The 17,354-nt window shown below is 57.2% G+C and carries 19 protein-coding genes; 6 read left to right on the plus strand and 13 right to left on the minus strand.

What is annotated here, in order from left to right; all coding sequences use genetic code 11:
* The first annotated feature begins 1 nt into the window (after position 1).
* Genes ntrB through cynS form a run of 3 tightly spaced genes read left to right on the plus strand, consistent with a single transcriptional unit; the run spans position 2 to position 2,297 of the window.
* On the plus strand, positions 2-862 hold the full coding sequence (ntrB, locus tag HALA3H3_RS00855; protein WP_022520487.1) for a nitrate ABC transporter permease: 861 nt from the start codon (positions 2-4) through the stop codon (positions 860-862).
* A 42-nt stretch (positions 863-904) separates the two neighbouring features.
* Entirely contained in the window at positions 905-1,864 is a 960-nt protein-coding gene (locus HALA3H3_RS00860; protein WP_022520488.1) for an ABC transporter ATP-binding protein, read from the plus strand.
* Positions 1,857-2,297 (plus strand): cyanase, encoded by a 441-nt coding sequence (gene cynS / locus HALA3H3_RS00865; protein WP_022520489.1) that lies wholly within the window; start codon positions 1,857-1,859, stop codon positions 2,295-2,297. Before HALA3H3_RS00860 ends, cynS begins: the two co-directional genes overlap by 8 nt.
* Before the next feature lie 3 nt (positions 2,298-2,300).
* Here cynS and HALA3H3_RS00870 read toward each other — a convergent pair whose 3' ends face one another.
* From HALA3H3_RS00870 to HALA3H3_RS00925, 12 genes are all read right to left on the minus strand, one after another.
* A complete protein-coding gene (locus HALA3H3_RS00870; protein ID WP_022520490.1) occupies positions 2,301-3,143 on the minus strand; it encodes a fructosamine kinase family protein in 843 nt (280 codons plus the stop codon).
* Positions 3,144-3,235: 92 nt separating this feature from the next.
* The gene (gene tal / locus HALA3H3_RS00875; protein ID WP_022520491.1) at positions 3,236-4,189 is read right to left on the minus strand and encodes a transaldolase; all 954 of its coding nucleotides are present in this window, start codon (positions 4,187-4,189) and stop codon (positions 3,236-3,238) included.
* 20 nt (positions 4,190-4,209) lie between these two features.
* Positions 4,210-5,697, minus strand: coding sequence for a xylulokinase (gene xylB / locus HALA3H3_RS00880; RefSeq protein WP_022520492.1), 1,488 nt, complete (start codon positions 5,695-5,697; stop codon positions 4,210-4,212).
* Positions 5,697-7,184 carry a mannitol dehydrogenase family protein gene (locus tag HALA3H3_RS00885; RefSeq protein WP_022520493.1) on the minus strand — a complete coding sequence of 496 codons (1,488 nt, stop codon included), beginning with the start codon at positions 7,182-7,184 and terminating at the stop codon, positions 5,697-5,699. Before HALA3H3_RS00885 ends, xylB begins: the two co-directional genes overlap by 1 nt.
* A gap of 115 nt (positions 7,185-7,299) precedes the next feature.
* A complete protein-coding gene (locus HALA3H3_RS00890; RefSeq protein WP_022520494.1) occupies positions 7,300-7,920 on the minus strand; it encodes a nucleoside/nucleotide kinase family protein in 621 nt (206 codons plus the stop codon).
* A 7-nt stretch (positions 7,921-7,927) separates the two neighbouring features.
* Positions 7,928-8,713 carry an L-iditol 2-dehydrogenase gene (locus HALA3H3_RS00895; protein ID WP_053856844.1) on the minus strand — a complete coding sequence of 262 codons (786 nt, stop codon included), beginning with the start codon at positions 8,711-8,713 and terminating at the stop codon, positions 7,928-7,930.
* Positions 8,714-8,726: 13 nt separating this feature from the next.
* Positions 8,727-9,410, minus strand: a complete 684-nt coding sequence (locus HALA3H3_RS00900) for an HAD family hydrolase (RefSeq protein WP_022520496.1) — start codon at positions 9,408-9,410, stop codon at positions 8,727-8,729.
* Positions 9,407-10,558 carry an ABC transporter ATP-binding protein gene (locus HALA3H3_RS00905; RefSeq protein WP_022520497.1) on the minus strand — a complete coding sequence of 384 codons (1,152 nt, stop codon included), beginning with the start codon at positions 10,556-10,558 and terminating at the stop codon, positions 9,407-9,409. Before HALA3H3_RS00905 ends, HALA3H3_RS00900 begins: the two co-directional genes overlap by 4 nt.
* Positions 10,559-10,570: 12 nt before the next feature.
* Positions 10,571-11,437, minus strand: a complete 867-nt coding sequence (locus HALA3H3_RS00910) for a carbohydrate ABC transporter permease (RefSeq protein WP_022520498.1) — start codon at positions 11,435-11,437, stop codon at positions 10,571-10,573.
* A gap of 29 nt (positions 11,438-11,466) precedes the next feature.
* Positions 11,467-12,357, minus strand: a complete 891-nt coding sequence (locus HALA3H3_RS00915; RefSeq protein WP_009287276.1) for a carbohydrate ABC transporter permease — start codon at positions 12,355-12,357, stop codon at positions 11,467-11,469.
* A 70-nt stretch (positions 12,358-12,427) separates the two neighbouring features.
* A complete protein-coding gene (locus tag HALA3H3_RS00920; RefSeq protein ID WP_022520499.1) occupies positions 12,428-13,747 on the minus strand; it encodes an ABC transporter substrate-binding protein in 1,320 nt (439 codons plus the stop codon).
* A 192-nt stretch (positions 13,748-13,939) separates the two neighbouring features.
* A complete protein-coding gene (locus HALA3H3_RS00925) occupies positions 13,940-14,890 on the minus strand; it encodes a sugar-binding transcriptional regulator (protein WP_022520500.1) in 951 nt (316 codons plus the stop codon).
* 141 nt (positions 14,891-15,031) lie between these two features.
* Between HALA3H3_RS00925 and HALA3H3_RS00930 the strand changes: the two genes are divergently transcribed.
* A complete protein-coding gene (locus tag HALA3H3_RS00930; protein WP_022520501.1) occupies positions 15,032-15,343 on the plus strand; it encodes a YqfO family protein in 312 nt (103 codons plus the stop codon).
* A 20-nt stretch (positions 15,344-15,363) separates the two neighbouring features.
* Here the strand turns inward: HALA3H3_RS00930 and HALA3H3_RS00935 are convergent, their stop codons facing one another.
* A complete protein-coding gene (locus HALA3H3_RS00935) occupies positions 15,364-15,921 on the minus strand; it encodes an NUDIX hydrolase (RefSeq protein ID WP_022520502.1) in 558 nt (185 codons plus the stop codon).
* Between the two features lie 94 nt (positions 15,922-16,015).
* On the opposite strand from HALA3H3_RS00935, the gene HALA3H3_RS00940 reads away from it, so the two are divergent.
* Both HALA3H3_RS00940 and HALA3H3_RS00945 read left to right on the plus strand, forming a co-directional pair.
* A complete protein-coding gene (locus HALA3H3_RS00940) occupies positions 16,016-16,687 on the plus strand; it encodes a CoA pyrophosphatase (protein WP_022520503.1) in 672 nt (223 codons plus the stop codon).
* Entirely contained in the window at positions 16,684-17,352 is a 669-nt protein-coding gene (locus HALA3H3_RS00945; RefSeq protein ID WP_022520504.1) for a 2OG-Fe(II) oxygenase, read from the plus strand. The genes HALA3H3_RS00940 and HALA3H3_RS00945 overlap by 4 nt, the downstream gene beginning before the upstream one ends.
* Positions 17,353-17,354: the final 2 nt, after the last annotated feature.

Here is a 17,354-nt window from a genome sequence, read left to right on the forward strand (position 1 = left end):
CATGGATCGCACAACTACTGAGTGGAATTTCAGTCTCAACGTACGCGCCAGTGTGCTCGCTGTGGTGCTTTTGGTTCTAGGCCTGGGTATATGGGAAGGCCTTAATCATGTTCCCCTTCTGACCGGTGGAGCTGGTGAGCTAAGCGAGTACGAACAGCTAATGGCCGGTGCTAATGAAACCGCCAAGGTTCCCCCTCCTTCTGAAGTTTTGGTTCGTGCCTGGGAAGAGTTATCCAACCCTTTTTATGATGCGGGCCCTAACGATAAGGGGATTGGTATTCAGCTTGGCTACTCTCTGTATCGTGTGCTTACGGGGTACCTGCTGGCAGCAGCCATTGCGATTCCACTCGGCTTTCTGATTGGCATGTCGCCACTGATGTATAAGGCGCTCAATCCCTATATTCAGGTATTGCGCCCTATTTCGCCGCTGGCATGGATGCCATTGGCGTTATTCATCATCCAGGATTCCGAAGCCTCAGCGATTTTCGTCATCTTCATTTGCTCTATATGGCCCATGCTTCTCAATACGGCATTCGGGGTCGCCGGGGTGAGAGAAGATTGGGTCAACGTCGCCCGTACCCATGAACTCTCGTCGCTGAAAACCGCGTTCAAAGTCATTCTGCCCGCCGCGGCGCCAACCATTCTAACCGGTATGCGGATCTCCATCGGTATTGCTTGGCTGGTGATAGTGGCCGCTGAAATGCTCGTTGGCGGCACCGGCATTGGCTACTACGTGTGGAATGAGTGGAACAACTTGGATCTCACCAGTGTGATCTTCTCCATCTTAATGATCGGTGTCGTCGGCATGCTGCTGGACATGTCCCTGGCCTATGTGACGCGCTTTGTGACCTACGCCGAATAGAGTAAGAGAGCGAACACAAAGAGCAACCGAGAGGAGTTAACTATGAGTCACGCTTTTGTTGAAGTGCAGCAGGCCGCCAAGCGCTTTCCTGGCGCTACAAAAACAGCACCACCACTAACGGTATTTGAGAACGTTAGCTTTCAACTGCAAAAGGGTGAGTTCGTCTGCATCATTGGCCACTCAGGCTGCGGTAAGTCGACCATTATGAATGCCCTGGCAGGCCTGGATCAGTTCTCCGATGGCTCCATGGTAATGGAAGGCAAAGAGATTAATGGCCCAGGACTTGAGCGCGGCGTGGTATTCCAGAACTACAGCCTGCTGCCCTGGCTCACCACCTTGGAAAACGTGCGCTTTGGGGTTCGTGCCCGCTGGAAAAACTGGAGCGAGCGCGAAGTCACCGAGCACAGCATGAAGTACCTGGAGCTGGTGGGGTTGAAAGAAGTCGTTGATCGCAAGCCTTCCCAGCTTTCCGGCGGCATGCGCCAGCGGGTGAGTATTGCCCGCGCCTTTGCCACCAAGCCAAAGCTGCTGCTACTGGATGAACCGTTTGGGGCGTTAGACGCGCTCACCCGAGGCGTTATTCAGGACGAGCTGGTCAAAATCTGGACTCAAGACCAGCAAACGGTGTTCATGATTACCCACGATGTGGATGAAGCGATCCTGTTGGCAGACCGTATCTTCTTAATGACCAACGGCCCAGAGGCACGTATTGCAGAGGCGGTGGAGATCGACCTGCCTCGGCCGCGTAACCGCGCCGAGATCATTAAGCATCCCCACTTCTATACCATCCGCAATTATTTGGTCGACTTTCTGGTTAACCGATCAGGCGACCTTCGCGTTCAGGAAAATGAACCCCAAGGCATGCGGTACCCACCATCGATTAACCCAGTCAACCTGGACGCAGCGGTTGATGCGCCCACTCACCCACCAGAGGCAACCCCAGCCGCTGGTCATGAAGAAAAACTAGTGAAGTTTACCCCTAAGGAGATTCGTCATGGATAAGCTCGAAATGCGTCATACCCTGCTCGCCGCTAAAGCGCGTAAAAAAATGAGCTGGGACGATATTGGTAAAGCCGTGGGTATGTCACCGGTTTGGGTGGCCTCCGCCTGCTACGGCATGAACAGCGCCAGCCCAGATGTAGCACATAAACTCTGCGATACCTTGGGCGTAGAGAGCAATGTCGCCGATGCTTTGGTAGCTTTCCCCACCAAAGCCTGGGATGAAGCGATTCCCCAAGACCCGTTCATCTACCGCCTGTATGAAGTCGTTGGTGTTTACGGCGAGACCCTGAAAGACGTAGTGCAAGAAAAATTTGGTGACGGCATCATGAGCGCCATCGACTTCACTATGGAGGTCGACAAAATCGAAGACCCCAAAGGCGACCGGGTACTGCTCACCATGAACGGCAAGTTTTTGCCCTATAAGTCTTGGTAAGACTCAAGTGAAAGACTCGACCCTCGCTACGCTGCGCTCAACCGCCGAACGGTAACCGGCACCGAACAGCAGCAGGTGGTTTAATAGCGGGTAAAGCTGAAACAACGCTTCACGCCTCGGCCAGTCGGCCGGGGCGTCGCCGTTCCAGTAGGCGTTAAAAAAGGCCTCCCCTGGAGAGCCAAATAGCGTCAGCATCGCCACATCCACTTCCGGGTAGTGGCGATATACTGCTGGGTCGATAATTGCCGGCCCTTTGGAAGTGAAAAGCACATTCCCTGACCACAAATCTCCGTGCAGCAAGCTGGGCGGTGCATCGGGCAACCAACTCTCCAAATCGTGGGCCAAGCGCTCGATACGACTGCGCAGCTCGCCGTTCAATAGCCCCCGCTGGAGGCACGCTTCACAAAGGGGGAGTAAGCGGCGCTCGCGCTGAAAGGCTCGGCCATCGCTGAGCGAGGCGTTCGGCTGGGGCGTAAGCCCGCAGGCGTTATCCTGATGCCAGCCGTGGGCATCACCAATTACGCTATGCAAACCGCGCAGCCCTTCGCCAAGCGCGGCTTCGCTCTTCGGCCCACCGGGCACGGTGTCCAATGACTCAATGACCAGCCAGCCTTCTGCCAAACCTAACACCTCTGGCACTACCAGCGATGAACAGGCGCCACGCAACGCACGCAGGCCTGCGGCTTCACCGCGCAACCGCGCTGCGTCGTCGTGCTTAATCACCACCGGCCCCTGCCGGGTCTCCAGGCGATAAACGGCAGCAATGTCACCCCCACTAAGCGACTGCAAATCGCCGACGGGGGTTAATTCGATAGATTCCAACAGTTGGCTCAGGGTGGCATCCATACGACTTTCTCCCTGTACCCGATTGTGTCACGGCGTCAGGGTTAGGGCGCACCCTAACCCTGACGCGCTTAAGCTATGAACTCGCTTATTTCTCAGCCTAACCGCTTATCGATCAGGCTTTCCAGCTCCAGCTGGTCATCATGGAAGCGGCGGATGCCATCGGCCAGCTTGTCGTTGGCCATGGCGTCTTGATTATGGCCCCAGCGGAAGGCGGCTTCGCTGAGCGGCTCGGTAGGCTTGCCGCTGCCTTCGCCGGCTTGAATTTGCGCAGCAACGCTGCCTTCAGTGGCATCCAGCTCTTCCAGTAATGCAGGCGAAATGGTCAACCGCGGGCAGCCTGCCAGGGCAAGTACCTGCCCGGTATTACGGAAGCTTGCGCCCATTACCACAGTGTTGTAACCGCCCTGATTGGCACGCTGGCAAACGCCTTGCACAAACTTAACGCCAGGGTCATTTTCCGGCGTGTAATCGTTGCCGGTCTCTTTTTTGTACCAATCGGTCACGCGGCCTACGAAGGGTGAGATCAGAAACACCCCGGCATCAAAGCACGCCTGGGCCTGGGCATCGCTGAACAGCAGCGTCAGGTTGCACTGAATACCTTCGCGTTCGAGCACCTCGGCGGCACGAATGCCTTCCCAGGTAGACGCCAGTTTGATCAGCACGCGGTCGCGGGACACGCCGCGGGCATCGTACAGCTCGATTAACTCGTGGGCCTTGGCAATGCTGGCCTGGGTATCAAACGACAAACGAGCCGCCACTTCGGTGGAAACACGCCCCGGCACAACGGCGGAAATCTCGCTGCCCATGGCCACCGCCAGGCGGTCAACGGCATGTTTGACCTGCTCTTCACGGTTGCCGCCAGAGGCTTTTACGCTGCTCAGCTCTTCGTCGATTAGCGCTTGGTAACCGGACAAGCTAAACGCCTTGAGCAACAGTGAGGGGTTGGTCGTGGCATCCTGCGGCTGATAGCGACGGATAGCCTCAAGATCACCGGTATCGGCGACGACAAGCGAATGTTGCTTTAACTGTTGCAGCTGGCTGGTCATAAAATCTCCTTGATATGCTTTTAAGCGCCGCCATGGCGTTGTTCAAGTGCTGCGCAATATCGCGCATAAATCGGTTGGTAGGCGGCCACATTTTCTGGTTGTGGGTTGGCCAACGACTTGGCATCCAAATGGACGAGCCGCTCACACAGAGCCTCCAGAGTTACGCCCTCTGAACGCTGGTCACACCAAGCCGCTTGTATGGCCGCGCCAAGCGCCGCTGCATCGGTTATCTCGGGGCAAATCACTTGGGTACCGGTAATATCCGCTACCATCTGCCGCCATACGGGGCTGTTAGCGCCGCCACCGATCAAACGAATCTGGCTGGCTCCAGCGGTTAAATCACCCAACAATTCCAGCCCATAGCGTAGCCCGAAAGTGGCCCCCTCCACCACGGCCCGACACAAATTAGCCTGGGTGGTATTCAGGCTGGTCAGGCCAAGGAAGTCCGCGGAGGCGTCGGGCAGCATCGGCACCCGCTCGCCGTTGAAGAACGGTAATACGGTAACGCCTTCGGCGCCTATCGGCGCACTGGCCACTTTCTCGCCAAACGCGGCCAGATCCAAGCCAAACAGCTCGCGTACCCGCGTGGTGGCCGAAGTGACGTTCATAGTGCAGATCAGCGGCAGCCAGCCGCCAGTGCTGGAACAGAAGTTGGCGACCATGGCGCTATCGCACTCAACAGGCATCGCCGAGTAAGCACAAACGGTGCCGGAGGTGCCTAAACTCAGCGTGATGAGCCCCGGGGTAATATTGCCGGTGCCAATGGCGCCCAACATATTGTCACCACCGCCGGAGGAGACAACCACTTGATCACCCAACCCAAGTTCGCGGGCCACCGCCGGGCGCACAACGCCTACTGACTCATGGGCTTCCAGCACGCGAGGAAGTACCCGATGAGGGTCTAACTCAGGAGCAATTTCAGCAAAAACATCGAGCTGCCAGCAACGCTTGCGGGTATCGAAATAGCCAGTACCGGAGGCGTCACCCGCCTCGGTGAGGCGCTCGCCAGTAAGCCAGAAGTTGAGGTAGTCGTGTGGCAGTAGCAGGCTCTCGATGCGCCGATACGCATCCGGCTGATGCTCGCGCAGCCAAGCGACTTTAGACGCGGTATAGCCGGTTTGCAGCACCAACCCCAGCTTCTCTAAGCAGCCTGCCTCGCCACCCAGTCGAGCAACTAAATCAGCGTTCTGGGCGCTGGTCTCGGTATCGCACCACAGCTTTGCGGGATAGACCGGCACGCCTTCGCCATCGAGCGCGACCATGCCATGCTGCTGACCAGAGACACCAATGCCGCGCACTTGGCTAGCCGATACAGCAGCTTTATCCAACGCGGCAAAAAACGCCGCCTTCAAGGCAGCTAACCACTCTGCGGGTGCCTGCTCTCGGCGACCATTTTCGCCCTCGTCCAGGTGATGAGGGCGGCTTGCTTCAGCCAGAATCTTGCCCCGCTCAACGTCTACCACCACTACCTTGGTACTCTGGGTACCGCAATCTACCCCGATATACATCACACTGTTCCTTTGGACGACGCCAGACCCTCTAGCGTAGCGCGTGCGCCACGTTCGTGCAGTGAACTTAGCGCAGTTAAATAGGCTTCCACAAAACGGGTGCTGTCGATTAAGTCGCCAAACAGCTCGCGGTTTTCGATAAAAGCCGCTGGCCGCTGGCGGTTCTCCGCAGCAATCGCCATGAGCGGCGCTTTCAAGCGATCAACAATTTCGATGGGCTCGCCCTGCTCGTCCACCCCTTCAGCGTAGCGTGCCCAGCTGGCCACTACGGCGGCGCTGCGCTCTATTTCACCACCTTGTGCTAACTGTTGGCGAATCACCGGCACTAGCCATTTAGGAATGCGGTCAGAGCTCTCGGCGCAGAGCCGTGCCAGGGTATCTTTGATTTGTGGGTTGGCGAAGCGCTCAATCAGCGTTAGGCGGTAGGTTTCCAAATCAACCCCCGGCACCGGCGCCAGGGTCGGCGTGCCCTCTTCGCGCATATAGCCCAATAAAAAATCAACGAATAGCGGATCTTGGCACACCTCATGGGCGTAGCGGTATCCGGCTAAATAGCCAAAATAGGTCAGCGCCTGGTGGCTGGCATTGAGCAGCCGCAGCTTCATCAATTCGTAAGGTTCAACGTCCTCGACGACCTGAACGCCTACCTTTTCAAACGCCGGGCGGCCAAGGGGGAAGTGGTCTTCCAATACCCACTGAGTGAAGGGTTCGCAGACTACCGGCCAGGCGTCCTCTACTCCAAAGCGCTGACTCAGTTCATCAATATCCGTGGTCGACGTTACCGGGGTAATACGATCCACCATGGCGTTGGGAAACGCCACTTCGCTTGCAACCCAGGCGCCTAGCTCGGCGTCCCGCGCCTGGGCATAGGCGCCGAACATACGTTTAGCGACATCGCCGTTACCTTGAATATTATCACAGGACATCACGGTGAACGGCGCAATGCCCCGCGCACGGCGGCGGACAAGCGCTTCCACTACCAGCCCGAAGCTGGTAGTGGGCTGGGTGGGGTTAGCAAGATCGGCGCGCACCTGGGGATTATTGAGATCGAACTCGCCGCTCACCGGGTGAAAATTGTAGCCGCCTTCGGTCACCGTCAGCGAAACAATGCGAATCGCCGGATCAGCCATCTGCTCAATCACTGCCTCGGTATCTTCCGGTGCAAACAGGTAATTCACCATGCTGCCAATGACCCGCGGCTCATACTGGCCATCAGGGTGTTTCACCACCAGGGTGTAGAGGTAATCCTGCGCTGCCAGCGCCTGCTGCATGCGTTTGTCGCCAGGCATCACTCCTACGCCGACAATGCCCCAATTCAGCGCCTCGCCCTGGTTCATCAGTGCATCCAAATACATTGCTTGATGGGCGCGGTGAAAGCCCCCAACCCCAATATGTACGATACCGGGTGTGAGCGTTTGGCGGTCATACTGAGGTTTGGCAACATCGTCGGTTAGCTTGCCCAGGTTGTGATTATTAAGACGGGTCATGGGACTCTCCAGCCAAGGCCTTCTTGGCGCGATGGGGTGAATAAAGGCAGGTAACAAATGACGCTATCAATGGGCTAAAACAAATGTTCTAAAACAAAGGGGCTAACACAAAGTACTAGCGCCAGCGCTGATCAGGCGGCAAACAGCAACTCTTCACTAATTGAGCGTTAAGCATGTCTTTGTGGTGGGTGCGCTGCAGCGCACCAGTGCGATCCTGGCCCATCTCAAGCCAGCGATTGATCAATCGATCGACTAGCACGACATCATCGACGTCTAGAAATAGCGTCCAATCGAACAGCGGTCGCAGTTCGCGCCAGGGGGAGCGGTCAAGCAGCAGGTAGTTGCCCTCGACAATGACGATACGCTGTTCAAGGGTGATCAGTCGTCCACCGGCACGGGCGAGATCCAACGGGCGGTCAAAAACCGGTACCGCTACCGGATGAGCCGCTTGGCGGATGCGTTCAAGGTCGCAGCGCAGCCCCTCTATATCGAAGGTATGGGGCGCGCCTTTTACCGGCACCTGCTGCTCGCCCAGCACAGCGTTATCGAAGTGGTAGCCGTCCATGGGCACCAGTCCGGCCTGGCCCGGCAGGTGCTGATTAATCGCATCGCAGAGCTGGGCGCTGCGATAGGATTTCCCCGCACCCGGCGGCCCTGCCAGCGCGACCAGGTAGCGCGTGGCACCTTCGGCGGCATGAATAATCTGTTGTGCTAAGGCATCAAGATCAGGGGTCATGGCCACCTCAGCTCATCCAGTTGCCGCCATCGACATTGAGTGTCTGGGCGACCACGTAATCACTGTCGTGACTGGCCAAAAACACCGCCGCGCCGGTGTGATCTTCCGGCAGGCCCATTCGCCCAAACGGCACCGCCTCGCCCACTAAGCGCTTCTTCTCGCCAAGCGGGCGATTTTCAAAACGGGCAAACAGCGCGTCGACCTCTTCCCACATTGGCGTATCCACCACGCCAGGGGCGATGCCGTTAACGTTGATGCGGTGTTTGATGAGATCCAAACCACTGGATTGGGTAAGGCTGATGACAGCCGCTTTGCTGGCGCAGTAAACGCTTACCAGGGCTTCACCGCGGCGACCTGCCTGGGAGGCCATATTGATAATTTTGCCCCCCTGACCACGGGCCACCATCGAACGGGCAACCGCCTGCAGGGTAAAAAACATGCCTTTGGTATTGACCGCAAACTGCTTATCGAAGCTCTCCTCGGTCACCTCAAGCACCGGCGCCATATCAAAGATGGCAGCGTTATTGACCAAAATATCGATGCCGCCAAAACGCTCTATTACCGCTTTAACCATGGCATCAATCGAGGCCTGATCGCAGACATTCAGCTCGACCCCCATCACTTTTTCGGCAGGCGCCTGCTGCTGCAGCGTCGCTAAAGCATCATCAATAGCGGCCCGATCAATATCGGCCACTACTACGCTGGCGCCTTCACTTAAATAACGCTGAGCAATAGCCAAGCCGATACCCCGCGCGCCGCCGGTAATCACCGCGATTTTGTTGTTTAGTTTCATCGTCATGCTCTCGTTAAGGCGAAAAGCTGGAAGCCTTGGCTTGCCACTCGTTCACCAGGGCTTCCAGGCCGTGCATATGCTCTAAAATACGCCAGGCGCCGACTTGAGTAAGGCGCGCCGCTTGATCAACATCCACATGACTGGCGCCGACAAACCCAATCACGCACATTCCCGCGGCACGGGCGGCCGTCACCCCGGCCACGCTATCTTCTACCACTAGACAGTCCCGCGGCATTTGGCCTAAGTGAGAGGCCGCCAATCGGTAGAGTGCGGGGTCGGGCTTGGGGTGTGCTACCTGATCAGCGGTAAAAATGGGCACCTCGCCAAACGCATCGGCCAACCCTGTGCTTGCCAGTGATGCCAATACGCGACTGCGTCGACTGTTGGAAACCACCGCCTTTTCCAAGGTAATGCCACGAACCGCCTTGTCGGCGCCGTCTATAGCTTTAAGCTCCTGCGCCAAACGGGCCTCGATAGCAGTATCCACCTGCTCGGTGGCATCAGACGGCAGCGTGTGGGCGCTTAACGCTTCAAGATGAGCAAGAATAGCCGCCGTGGTCATCCCCAGCGCTTGGCCTAGTTCCTGGTCGATATTCAGATCGGGCAGCCAGCGGGAGAGGTACTCCACCAGCGTACCTTCAGCCAGCGCCTCGCTGTCGACCAGCACGCCATCGCAGTCAAAGATGAGTGTCCTCATGCAGGCTCCTCAGAAGGCGAACCGGGCGCGCGGTTATCGTGTCGGGTTAGCCCTGCCAAGGGATGCTGTTGCAAGCTGGGCAAGGCCAGGCCGCCAGCGTCAAACAGGTGGGCGCGCTCAGGGGCAAAGCCGAAATGCACCGTATCGTTGACCCGATAGGCCACGTCGCCATCGGCCATAATCGTGATGAGTTCGTCGTCCATCTGGACATAAAGCGAGGTTTGGCCACCTAGCCGCTCCAGCACTTTGATCTCGCCACTCAGGGGCCCCTGCTCTTCGAGCACTAAGTGTTCCGGGCGAACACCCAGCTCAAGGGGGGCGTTGGCCTCCAGGTGCTGACCGTCCACCGGCACGCTGCGTTCACCGCCGCCGGGCATACGAATCCCTACGCCTTCAGGCGAAACGCTGGTCAGCGTTACCGGCAGAAAGTTCATTTTCGGCGAGCCGATAAAACCTGCTACAAAGCGATTGCGCGGATGATGGTAGAGCGCCATGGGCGAGCCCACCTGCTCGACCACGCCGTCGTGGAGCACAACGATTTTATCCGCCATGGTCATCGCTTCGATCTGGTCGTGGGTGACGTAGATCATGGTGGCGTCCAGCTCATCGTGCAGACGCGCCAGCTCAATACGCATCTGCACTCGCAGCGCGGCATCCAGGTTGGAGAGCGGCTCGTCAAACAGGAAGATGCTGGGGTTACGCACAATCGCACGGCCAATAGCCACCCGCTGGCGCTGACCGCCGGAGAGCGCTTTGGGCTTGCGGTCTAACAGCGGCTCTAGCTGTAGAATCTTGGCCGCCTCCAGCACCTTGGCGCGACGCTCCTCCTTGGGCACTCCGGCCAAGCGCATGCTGAAGCCCATATTGCCCTCTACCGTCATGTGCGGGTAAAGCGCATAGCTTTGAAACACCATGGCGAGGCCACGGTCTGCAGGGCCAACGTCATTGATACGCTGACCGTCGATCAAGATATCGCCATCCGTCGCGCTTTCCAGCCCGGCGATCATGCGCATCAGGGTCGATTTACCGCAGCCGGAGGGGCCAACGAAGACCACAAATTCTCGGTCATTAACCTCAAGGTCGATACCCTTGATGACCTCGGTGTCGCCGAAACGCTTGGTAATATTGTTCAGTTGTAGTGTTGCCATGAGGAAGATCCTTTACTTGACGGCACCAAAGGTCAGGCCACGCACCATCTGTTTTTGTGTCATCCAACCGAGTATCAAAATCGGCGCAATGGCCATGGTGGAAGCGGCAGACAGCTTGGCCCAGAACAGCCCCTCAGGGCTTGAGAATGAGGCGATATAGGCGGTTAACGGCGCAGCACTTGAGGTCGTTAGGTTGAGACTCCAGAACGCTTCGTTCCAACTCAAAATGACCGATAGCAGGCCCGTTGAGGCGATACCCGGCAGCGTGAGTGGCAGCAGCAGAAAGAACACTTCCTGGAGGGTGGAGGCGCCGTCCATACGCCCTGCTTCAAGAATGTCTTTGGGCATATCTTTGAAGAAGGTGTAGAGCATCCACACCACAATCGGCAGGTTCATCAGGGTATAGATGATGATTAGCCCGGTGCGGGTGTCGAGCAGACCAACGTCGCGGAAAATGAGATAAATCGGCACCAGCACGCCCACTGAGGGCAGCATTTTGGTTGAGAGCATCCACAGCAGCGTGCCTTTGGTGCGTTTAGTGGGCAAAAAGGCCATGGCATAGGCTGAAGGAATCGCAATCAGCAGCGCGAAGAACGTTGAGCCAAATGCCACCGCAACGCTGTTGAGCGCAAAGCGTGCATAGCCGGAACGCGCGTGCACATCCTGGTAGCTCTCTAAGGTGGGCGAAAAAATCAGCGAGGGGTCGGCAATCGCCGCTGTTTCTGTTTTAAAGCCAGTCAGGATCATCCAGAAAATCGGAAAGAAGATCACCAGCGCCACCGACCACCCCAAAAGTGTCAGCAAGATGCGCTTGCTTTGCGCCGACCGCCACCCTGACACCGAGCGTGGCGCTGCGGTTTTGGAACTTAATGTTGTCATCGAAGTACTCCCAAGACACAAGTGCCGGTCTAATCTTCCAGGTTCTTGGCTACCATACGAACCAGGAAGATCGCCACGATATTGGCGAGAATGATCGCAATCACCCCACCGGCGGAGGCAGTGCCTACGTCAAAATCCAGCAACGCACGAATGTAAATCAGGTAAGCCAGATTGGTCGTCGCCAAGCCAGGCCCACCGGAGGTGGTGACGAAAATTTCGGCAAAGATGGTCAGCAGGAAGATCATCTCAATCATGATCACCACGCTGATGGCACGCTTTAGATGCGGCAGAGTGATAAAGAAGAAAATCGCCACCGGCCCTGCGCCGTCCATCCGCGCCGCTTCCACCTGATCCTCATCCAGCGATTGCATGGCAGTAAGCAGAATCAGCAGTGCAAATGGCAGCCACTGCCATGCAACGATGATCACAATCGACGTCAGCGGTAGCGAGGAGAACCAATCGACAGCGGGCAGGCCAATGGACTCAGACAACCACGCCAGCACCCCGTTAGAGGGATGCATCATCATGTTTTTCCACACTAGGGCACTCACGGTGGGCATTACAAAAAACGGTGAGATCGCCAGCACACGAGCGATCCCGCGTCCCGCAAACTCCTGCTGAAACAGCACCGCCAGCAGGGTACCGCCCACCACGGTAATCGCCAGTACCCATCCCACCAGCAACAGCGTGTTGCCCATAGCGGCCCATAGGGCAGGGTCGGTGAGAAGGTATTCATAGTTTTCCAACCCGGCAAAGCCAGTCATACCGGGCATTAGCAGGTTATAACGCTGGAAGGAGAACCATAGCGTCATACCCAGTGGCACAATCATCCAAAGCAATAGCAACGTTACAGCAGGCGCTTGAAGCGAAAGCGTCCGTAGCCCGCCGACCGTCCGGCCAGAAGCACGTGTTTTATTCATGGAAATACCTGCAGAAACAGTGTGGGGGCAATGCCTGCCGGGTTAGCCAAGGCAGGCACTGCGGGTCACATCAGTCTAGATAACCGGCACGCTGCATGGTGCGTTCGGTGGCACGCTGAGCACTGTCTAGCGCCTGCTCCACCGTGGTGTCACCGGTCAACGCCGCGGCAATGGTTTGGCCTACCTGAGTGCCGATCGACTGGAACTCTGGAATGCCCACAAACTGCACGCCCACATAGGGATTGGGCTCCAGGGTGGAGTCGGTAGGATCGGCGTCTTGAATAGCCTTCAGCACGAAGTCTGCAAAGGGGGCTGCTTCGGTGTACTGCTCATTGGCGTAGGTCGACTCACGGGTGCCTGGGGGTACGCTGGTCCAGCCTTCGGTTTCACCGACCAGCTCAATGTACTCTTGTGAGGTCGCCCAGGTAATAAACTCAAGCGCCGCTTCCTGATTCTCTGAAGAGGCTGGGATAGCTAGCGCCCAGGACCACAACCAGTGTGAGCCTTTGGGTGTTTCTGCCACGGGTGCTGGGGCAAAGCCTAAGCTGTCCGCCACATCGGACTCATTGCCGTCATACAGCTTGCCCGCTGCCGAGGTGGCATCTACCCACATCGCGCAATTACCGCGGGAGAACAGCGCCAGGTTTTCGTTAAAGCCGTTGGAACTAGCGCCTGGCGGGCCATAGTCGTTGAGCAGATCGACATAAAACTGGATAGCGTTGACCCAGGCTTCAGAGTTGAGTTCAGGGTTCCACTCTTCGTCAAACCAGCGACCGCCGTAGGTATTCACCAGTGTGGAAACAAAGGCCATGTTTTCGCCCCAACCTGGTTTACCACGCAGGCAGATCCCTGCTACACCCTCTTCACTGCCGTGCAGCTCGCCCGCCCACTCACGCACCTCTTCCCAGGTGGGCTGATCGCTCATTTCAATACCCGCTTTCTCAAACAGATCCTGACGGTAGTACATCATTGAGCTTTCGGCGTAGAAAGGCAGCGCATGCAACGTGCCATCCAAGCTCAAACCATCGCGCACTGAGGTCAGTAGATCGTCTTCGTTATAGTCGTCGGGCAGATTATCCAGGGGGGACAGCCAGCCGCGCTCTGCCCAGATAGGCACTTCGTAAGTGCCGATGGTCATCACGTCGAACTGGCCGCCATCGGTGGCAATATCGGTGGTCATCCGCTGACGTAGCACGTTCTCCTCGAGCACCACCCAGTCCAGGGTGATATCGGGGTGAGCTTCTTCGAAAGCCTCGGTGAGGCTCTGCATGATCACCATATCGTTATTATTGACCGTAGCCACGGTAATTTCGGTTTGCGCCTGGGCATGGCCCGACATGGCAATGGCGGCCGCTAGCGTGGTAACGGGCAAGTGACGTGCGAGTCGCATAAAGCACTCCTATGGGCTGGTATTGGCATTGTTGTCGCCTTGATCTTATTGATCATCTATCGAACAAATGATCGTACGTAAGCCCAAAAAAAGCAAAGCCGATTAGCTTAGACTTTACGCTAATTCATTACCCCTAGCGCATGTTGCAGTGCACCCACTTAGGTTTTAAAGACCTAGAGCGGTTTGAAAGCCCTAGAGTGCTTCAACGATCTGCCGAGCAGCCACTTCGTCAGTCACCAAGCCCTTCAGCCAGCCGCCGCGCAACGCGGCGTGAATCGCCGGGGCTTTTTCGCGGCCACCGGCAATCGCCACCATATGATGCTTACCAAAACGTTCCAGGGGAAGGCTGGTAACTCGCCGCGTAATCGAACAGTCGATCACCTCGCCGTCACGGTTCAGCGGCCAGCCTAGCAACTCCCCTACCGCTTTCAGTCCCAGCAGTTCATCCAGCTCGCTTTCGCTAATAAAATGGTCTTGAAACAGCGTGGCCTGGCGGTCGATGCGCCCAACGCCGATAAAGGCAGCTTCTGACTGCCGCGCCACATCGGCAATCGCCGTAAAGAGACGCTGGGCCAGCATTGCCTCTTTTTCAGCCAGCGACTCTGCCACCACCGGCGCGGGCAGTAAAAAGCGCTCACCACCGGTTTTATCCGCCATCACCATTACTGCATCGTAGCGGTTGGCCGAACCATCTCGGGCGACATTACCCACCAGCGACACAAAGCGATGCTGGGGCCGCTCAACACGACTAAGTGCTTCCACCGCTGCCCGCACCGAACGCCCGGTGCCTAGCGACAGAGTCAACGGTTCGCTGCGTTCAACCAGCTGCGCAATGCGCTCGGCAGCGGCGACTGCCAGGTAGGAGGCGGCGCCGTCGGCTGCGTGACTATCGGCAGGTACCACTTCACAGAAGGTCAAGCCAAAGTGATCACGCAGCGTGCTGCCCAGCGCCATACAGTTAGAGATAGGATGATCAATATGTACTTTGACTAACCCCTCCTGGCGAGCCAACGCCAATAAACGCTGCACACCGGGTCTTGAGACACCCAGTTGGCTGGCGATCTCATCCTGAGTCATTCCACCTACATAGGACATCCACGCGGCTCTGGCCGCCTGATCCAGCTTTACCTCAAATTTATCCATAGGATGGCTCATCTAACAGTCGTGGGTAAACGTCATAAAAGCATCATCATACAAAGCCAAGCCCGCGACCAGTAGTCGCCTATCCGCTAACATAGCCAGAGTTCAACGTTTCACACTGGATTGATCGTTTGGAGGTACAGTATGTATAAGCTCGCATTTTTTGTCCCCGTAGAAGATGCCGAAAGCGTTAAGCAGGCGGTATTCGAAGCCGGAGCCGGGCGTATAGGGGCGTACGAACACGCCTGTTTTCAAACCCGAGGCACGGGGCAGTTTCGCCCAACGGAAGGCGCCCACCCGCACATCGGCTCGGTGGGCAGTTTGGAAAAGGTCGAAGAGTTCAAAGTCGAACTGCTCTGCGATGAAGCGCACATTCACGGCGCCATCGCGGCCTTGAAGCTTGCCCACCCCTACGAAGAAGTCGCTTATGATGTGTGGCAACTCGCCGACCTATAACCAGACTTTTAAATAAAGTATTACGCACTGCCAAAGTAACGCTCACGATCTTCTGGCGTTACCATGCTGATATGCAGCGGAAATTCATTGCGGGGGCGGTCGGCGTAAAAATGCTTGAGGGTGCGTTCAATCGTCATGAAGGCCAGCTCATCCCAAGGGATTTCATGCTCTTCGAACAGCGCGACTTCAAGGCTTTCCGGCCCGGCGCTGAAGCCGCCGACTAGCTCGGCACGAAAAATCATATAAACCTGATTGATATGCGGCAGGTCAATCAGGGTGTAGAGGTTGGCCAGTTCGACCTCGGCACAGGCCTCTTCACGGGTCTCTCTGGAAGCTGCCTGCTGGGTTGATTCGGCATTTTCCATATAGCCGGCGGGCAGTGTCCAGTAGCCTTTGCGCGGTGAAATCGCCCGCTTACAGAGCAGTACTTTACTACCGCTGACGGGCAGCGTGCCGGCCACGATGCGAGGGTTCTGGTAGTGAATCGTGCCGCAGGCATCGCACAAGTAGCGAGGCCGGTCATCGCCTTCCGGGACGGCAAAACGTACTTTATCACCACACTGGCTGCAAAAGTTCATCGCGTATTCTCAACGGCTAGTGAATAGAAGCCTCGACGCGCTTGACGCCAATGACCGCTGCTGGGTAAAAGAGAACAAAGTAACGGGATACCCCATGTTAGAGAAACTGCGTAAACAGCTGCAACAGCTGACTCCTCAACGCTTGGATCACATCGTGATGCCCGAGGCCGCCGTCCTGTTGCCGATTGTCGAGCGCCCAGCGCCTACCTTGCTGTTTACCCGGCGGGCCAGCCATTTGAGCACCCATAGCGGCCAAGTGGCGTTCCCAGGCGGCAAGCGCGAGCCCTTTGATAGCGACCTTTACGCCACGGCACTGCGCGAGGCAGAAGAGGAGATTGCCCTCGACCCCGCTCTGGTGCAACCCCTGGGGCGGCTGTCGGACGTTATTTCGCTGCACGGTATTCGCGTTACCCCCTGGGTGGGCATTATTCCGCCGGATTTACCGCTGATTGCCGACCCCGGCGAGCTAGACGCTATTTTTGAAGTGCCGCTAAGTCACTTTCTAGACGATCACCGCACCCATACCGACGTGATTACCGTGGATGGCGTTGCCCACTACGTGCCCAGCTATCATGTGGACGGCCATGTGATCTGGGGATTATCTGCCATGATGCTGGTCGAGTTACTGGCCGAGGGCTTCGGTATGCCAATTGATTTATATCAGCGCCCCCAGGGGCCGCTGCGCCACCACCCTGAGCGCAAAAACCGCCTATCGACACCCTCGACAACCGTTTCCAGTTCGGCGCCATCGAGATCCAACCAATGACACCCAGTGTTGCTACATCTTCACCTGCGCTTCAGCCCACGACGCAGGTCGCTCTTGTGGATGCGCTGGTTGAACAGGGCTGGTATGTGGGCCGCGGGGTTATTGACCTGGAGCTATGCGGCGCGCTGAATAATGAGCTTCTACACCGGGCGGCCTATAACGGACTGGATGAAGCGGGCATTGGCCGCGGTCAACAGCACCTGCTGCGTAAAGATATCCGCGGTGACGCTATTCACTGGCTTGATCGAGAAAGCGCTGCCCAGCGGCGTTACTTAGACGCCATGAGCGAGCTACAGCAGGCGCTTAACCACGCGCTGTTTTTGGGCTTATTTGAGTACGAAGCCCACTTTGCCCACTACCCGCCGGGGGCTTTTTATCAGCGCCACCTGGATAGCTTTCGTGGTCGCGCTAACCGCGTGATATCCACGGTCGGCTATTTGACGCCGGACTGGCCCAGCGACGGTGGCGGTGAGATGGTGATCTACCATCCGGACGACCCCAGCCAAGAGGTCGCCCGGGTGGTACCCGAAGCGGGTACCTTCGCCTGCTTCTTGTCTGAGACCATTCCCCACGAAGTACTGCCTACTCGCTGCCCGCGTACCAGCATCGCGGGCTGGTTTCGGCGCAATGCATCGCTGGGTGGGGTGTTGGATCCAGCACGCTAGCG

The sequence above is a fragment of the Halomonas sp. A3H3 genome (genome assembly GCF_000982975.1).
GTDB classification, from domain to species: Bacteria; Pseudomonadota; Gammaproteobacteria; order Pseudomonadales; family Halomonadaceae; genus Vreelandella; species Vreelandella titanicae.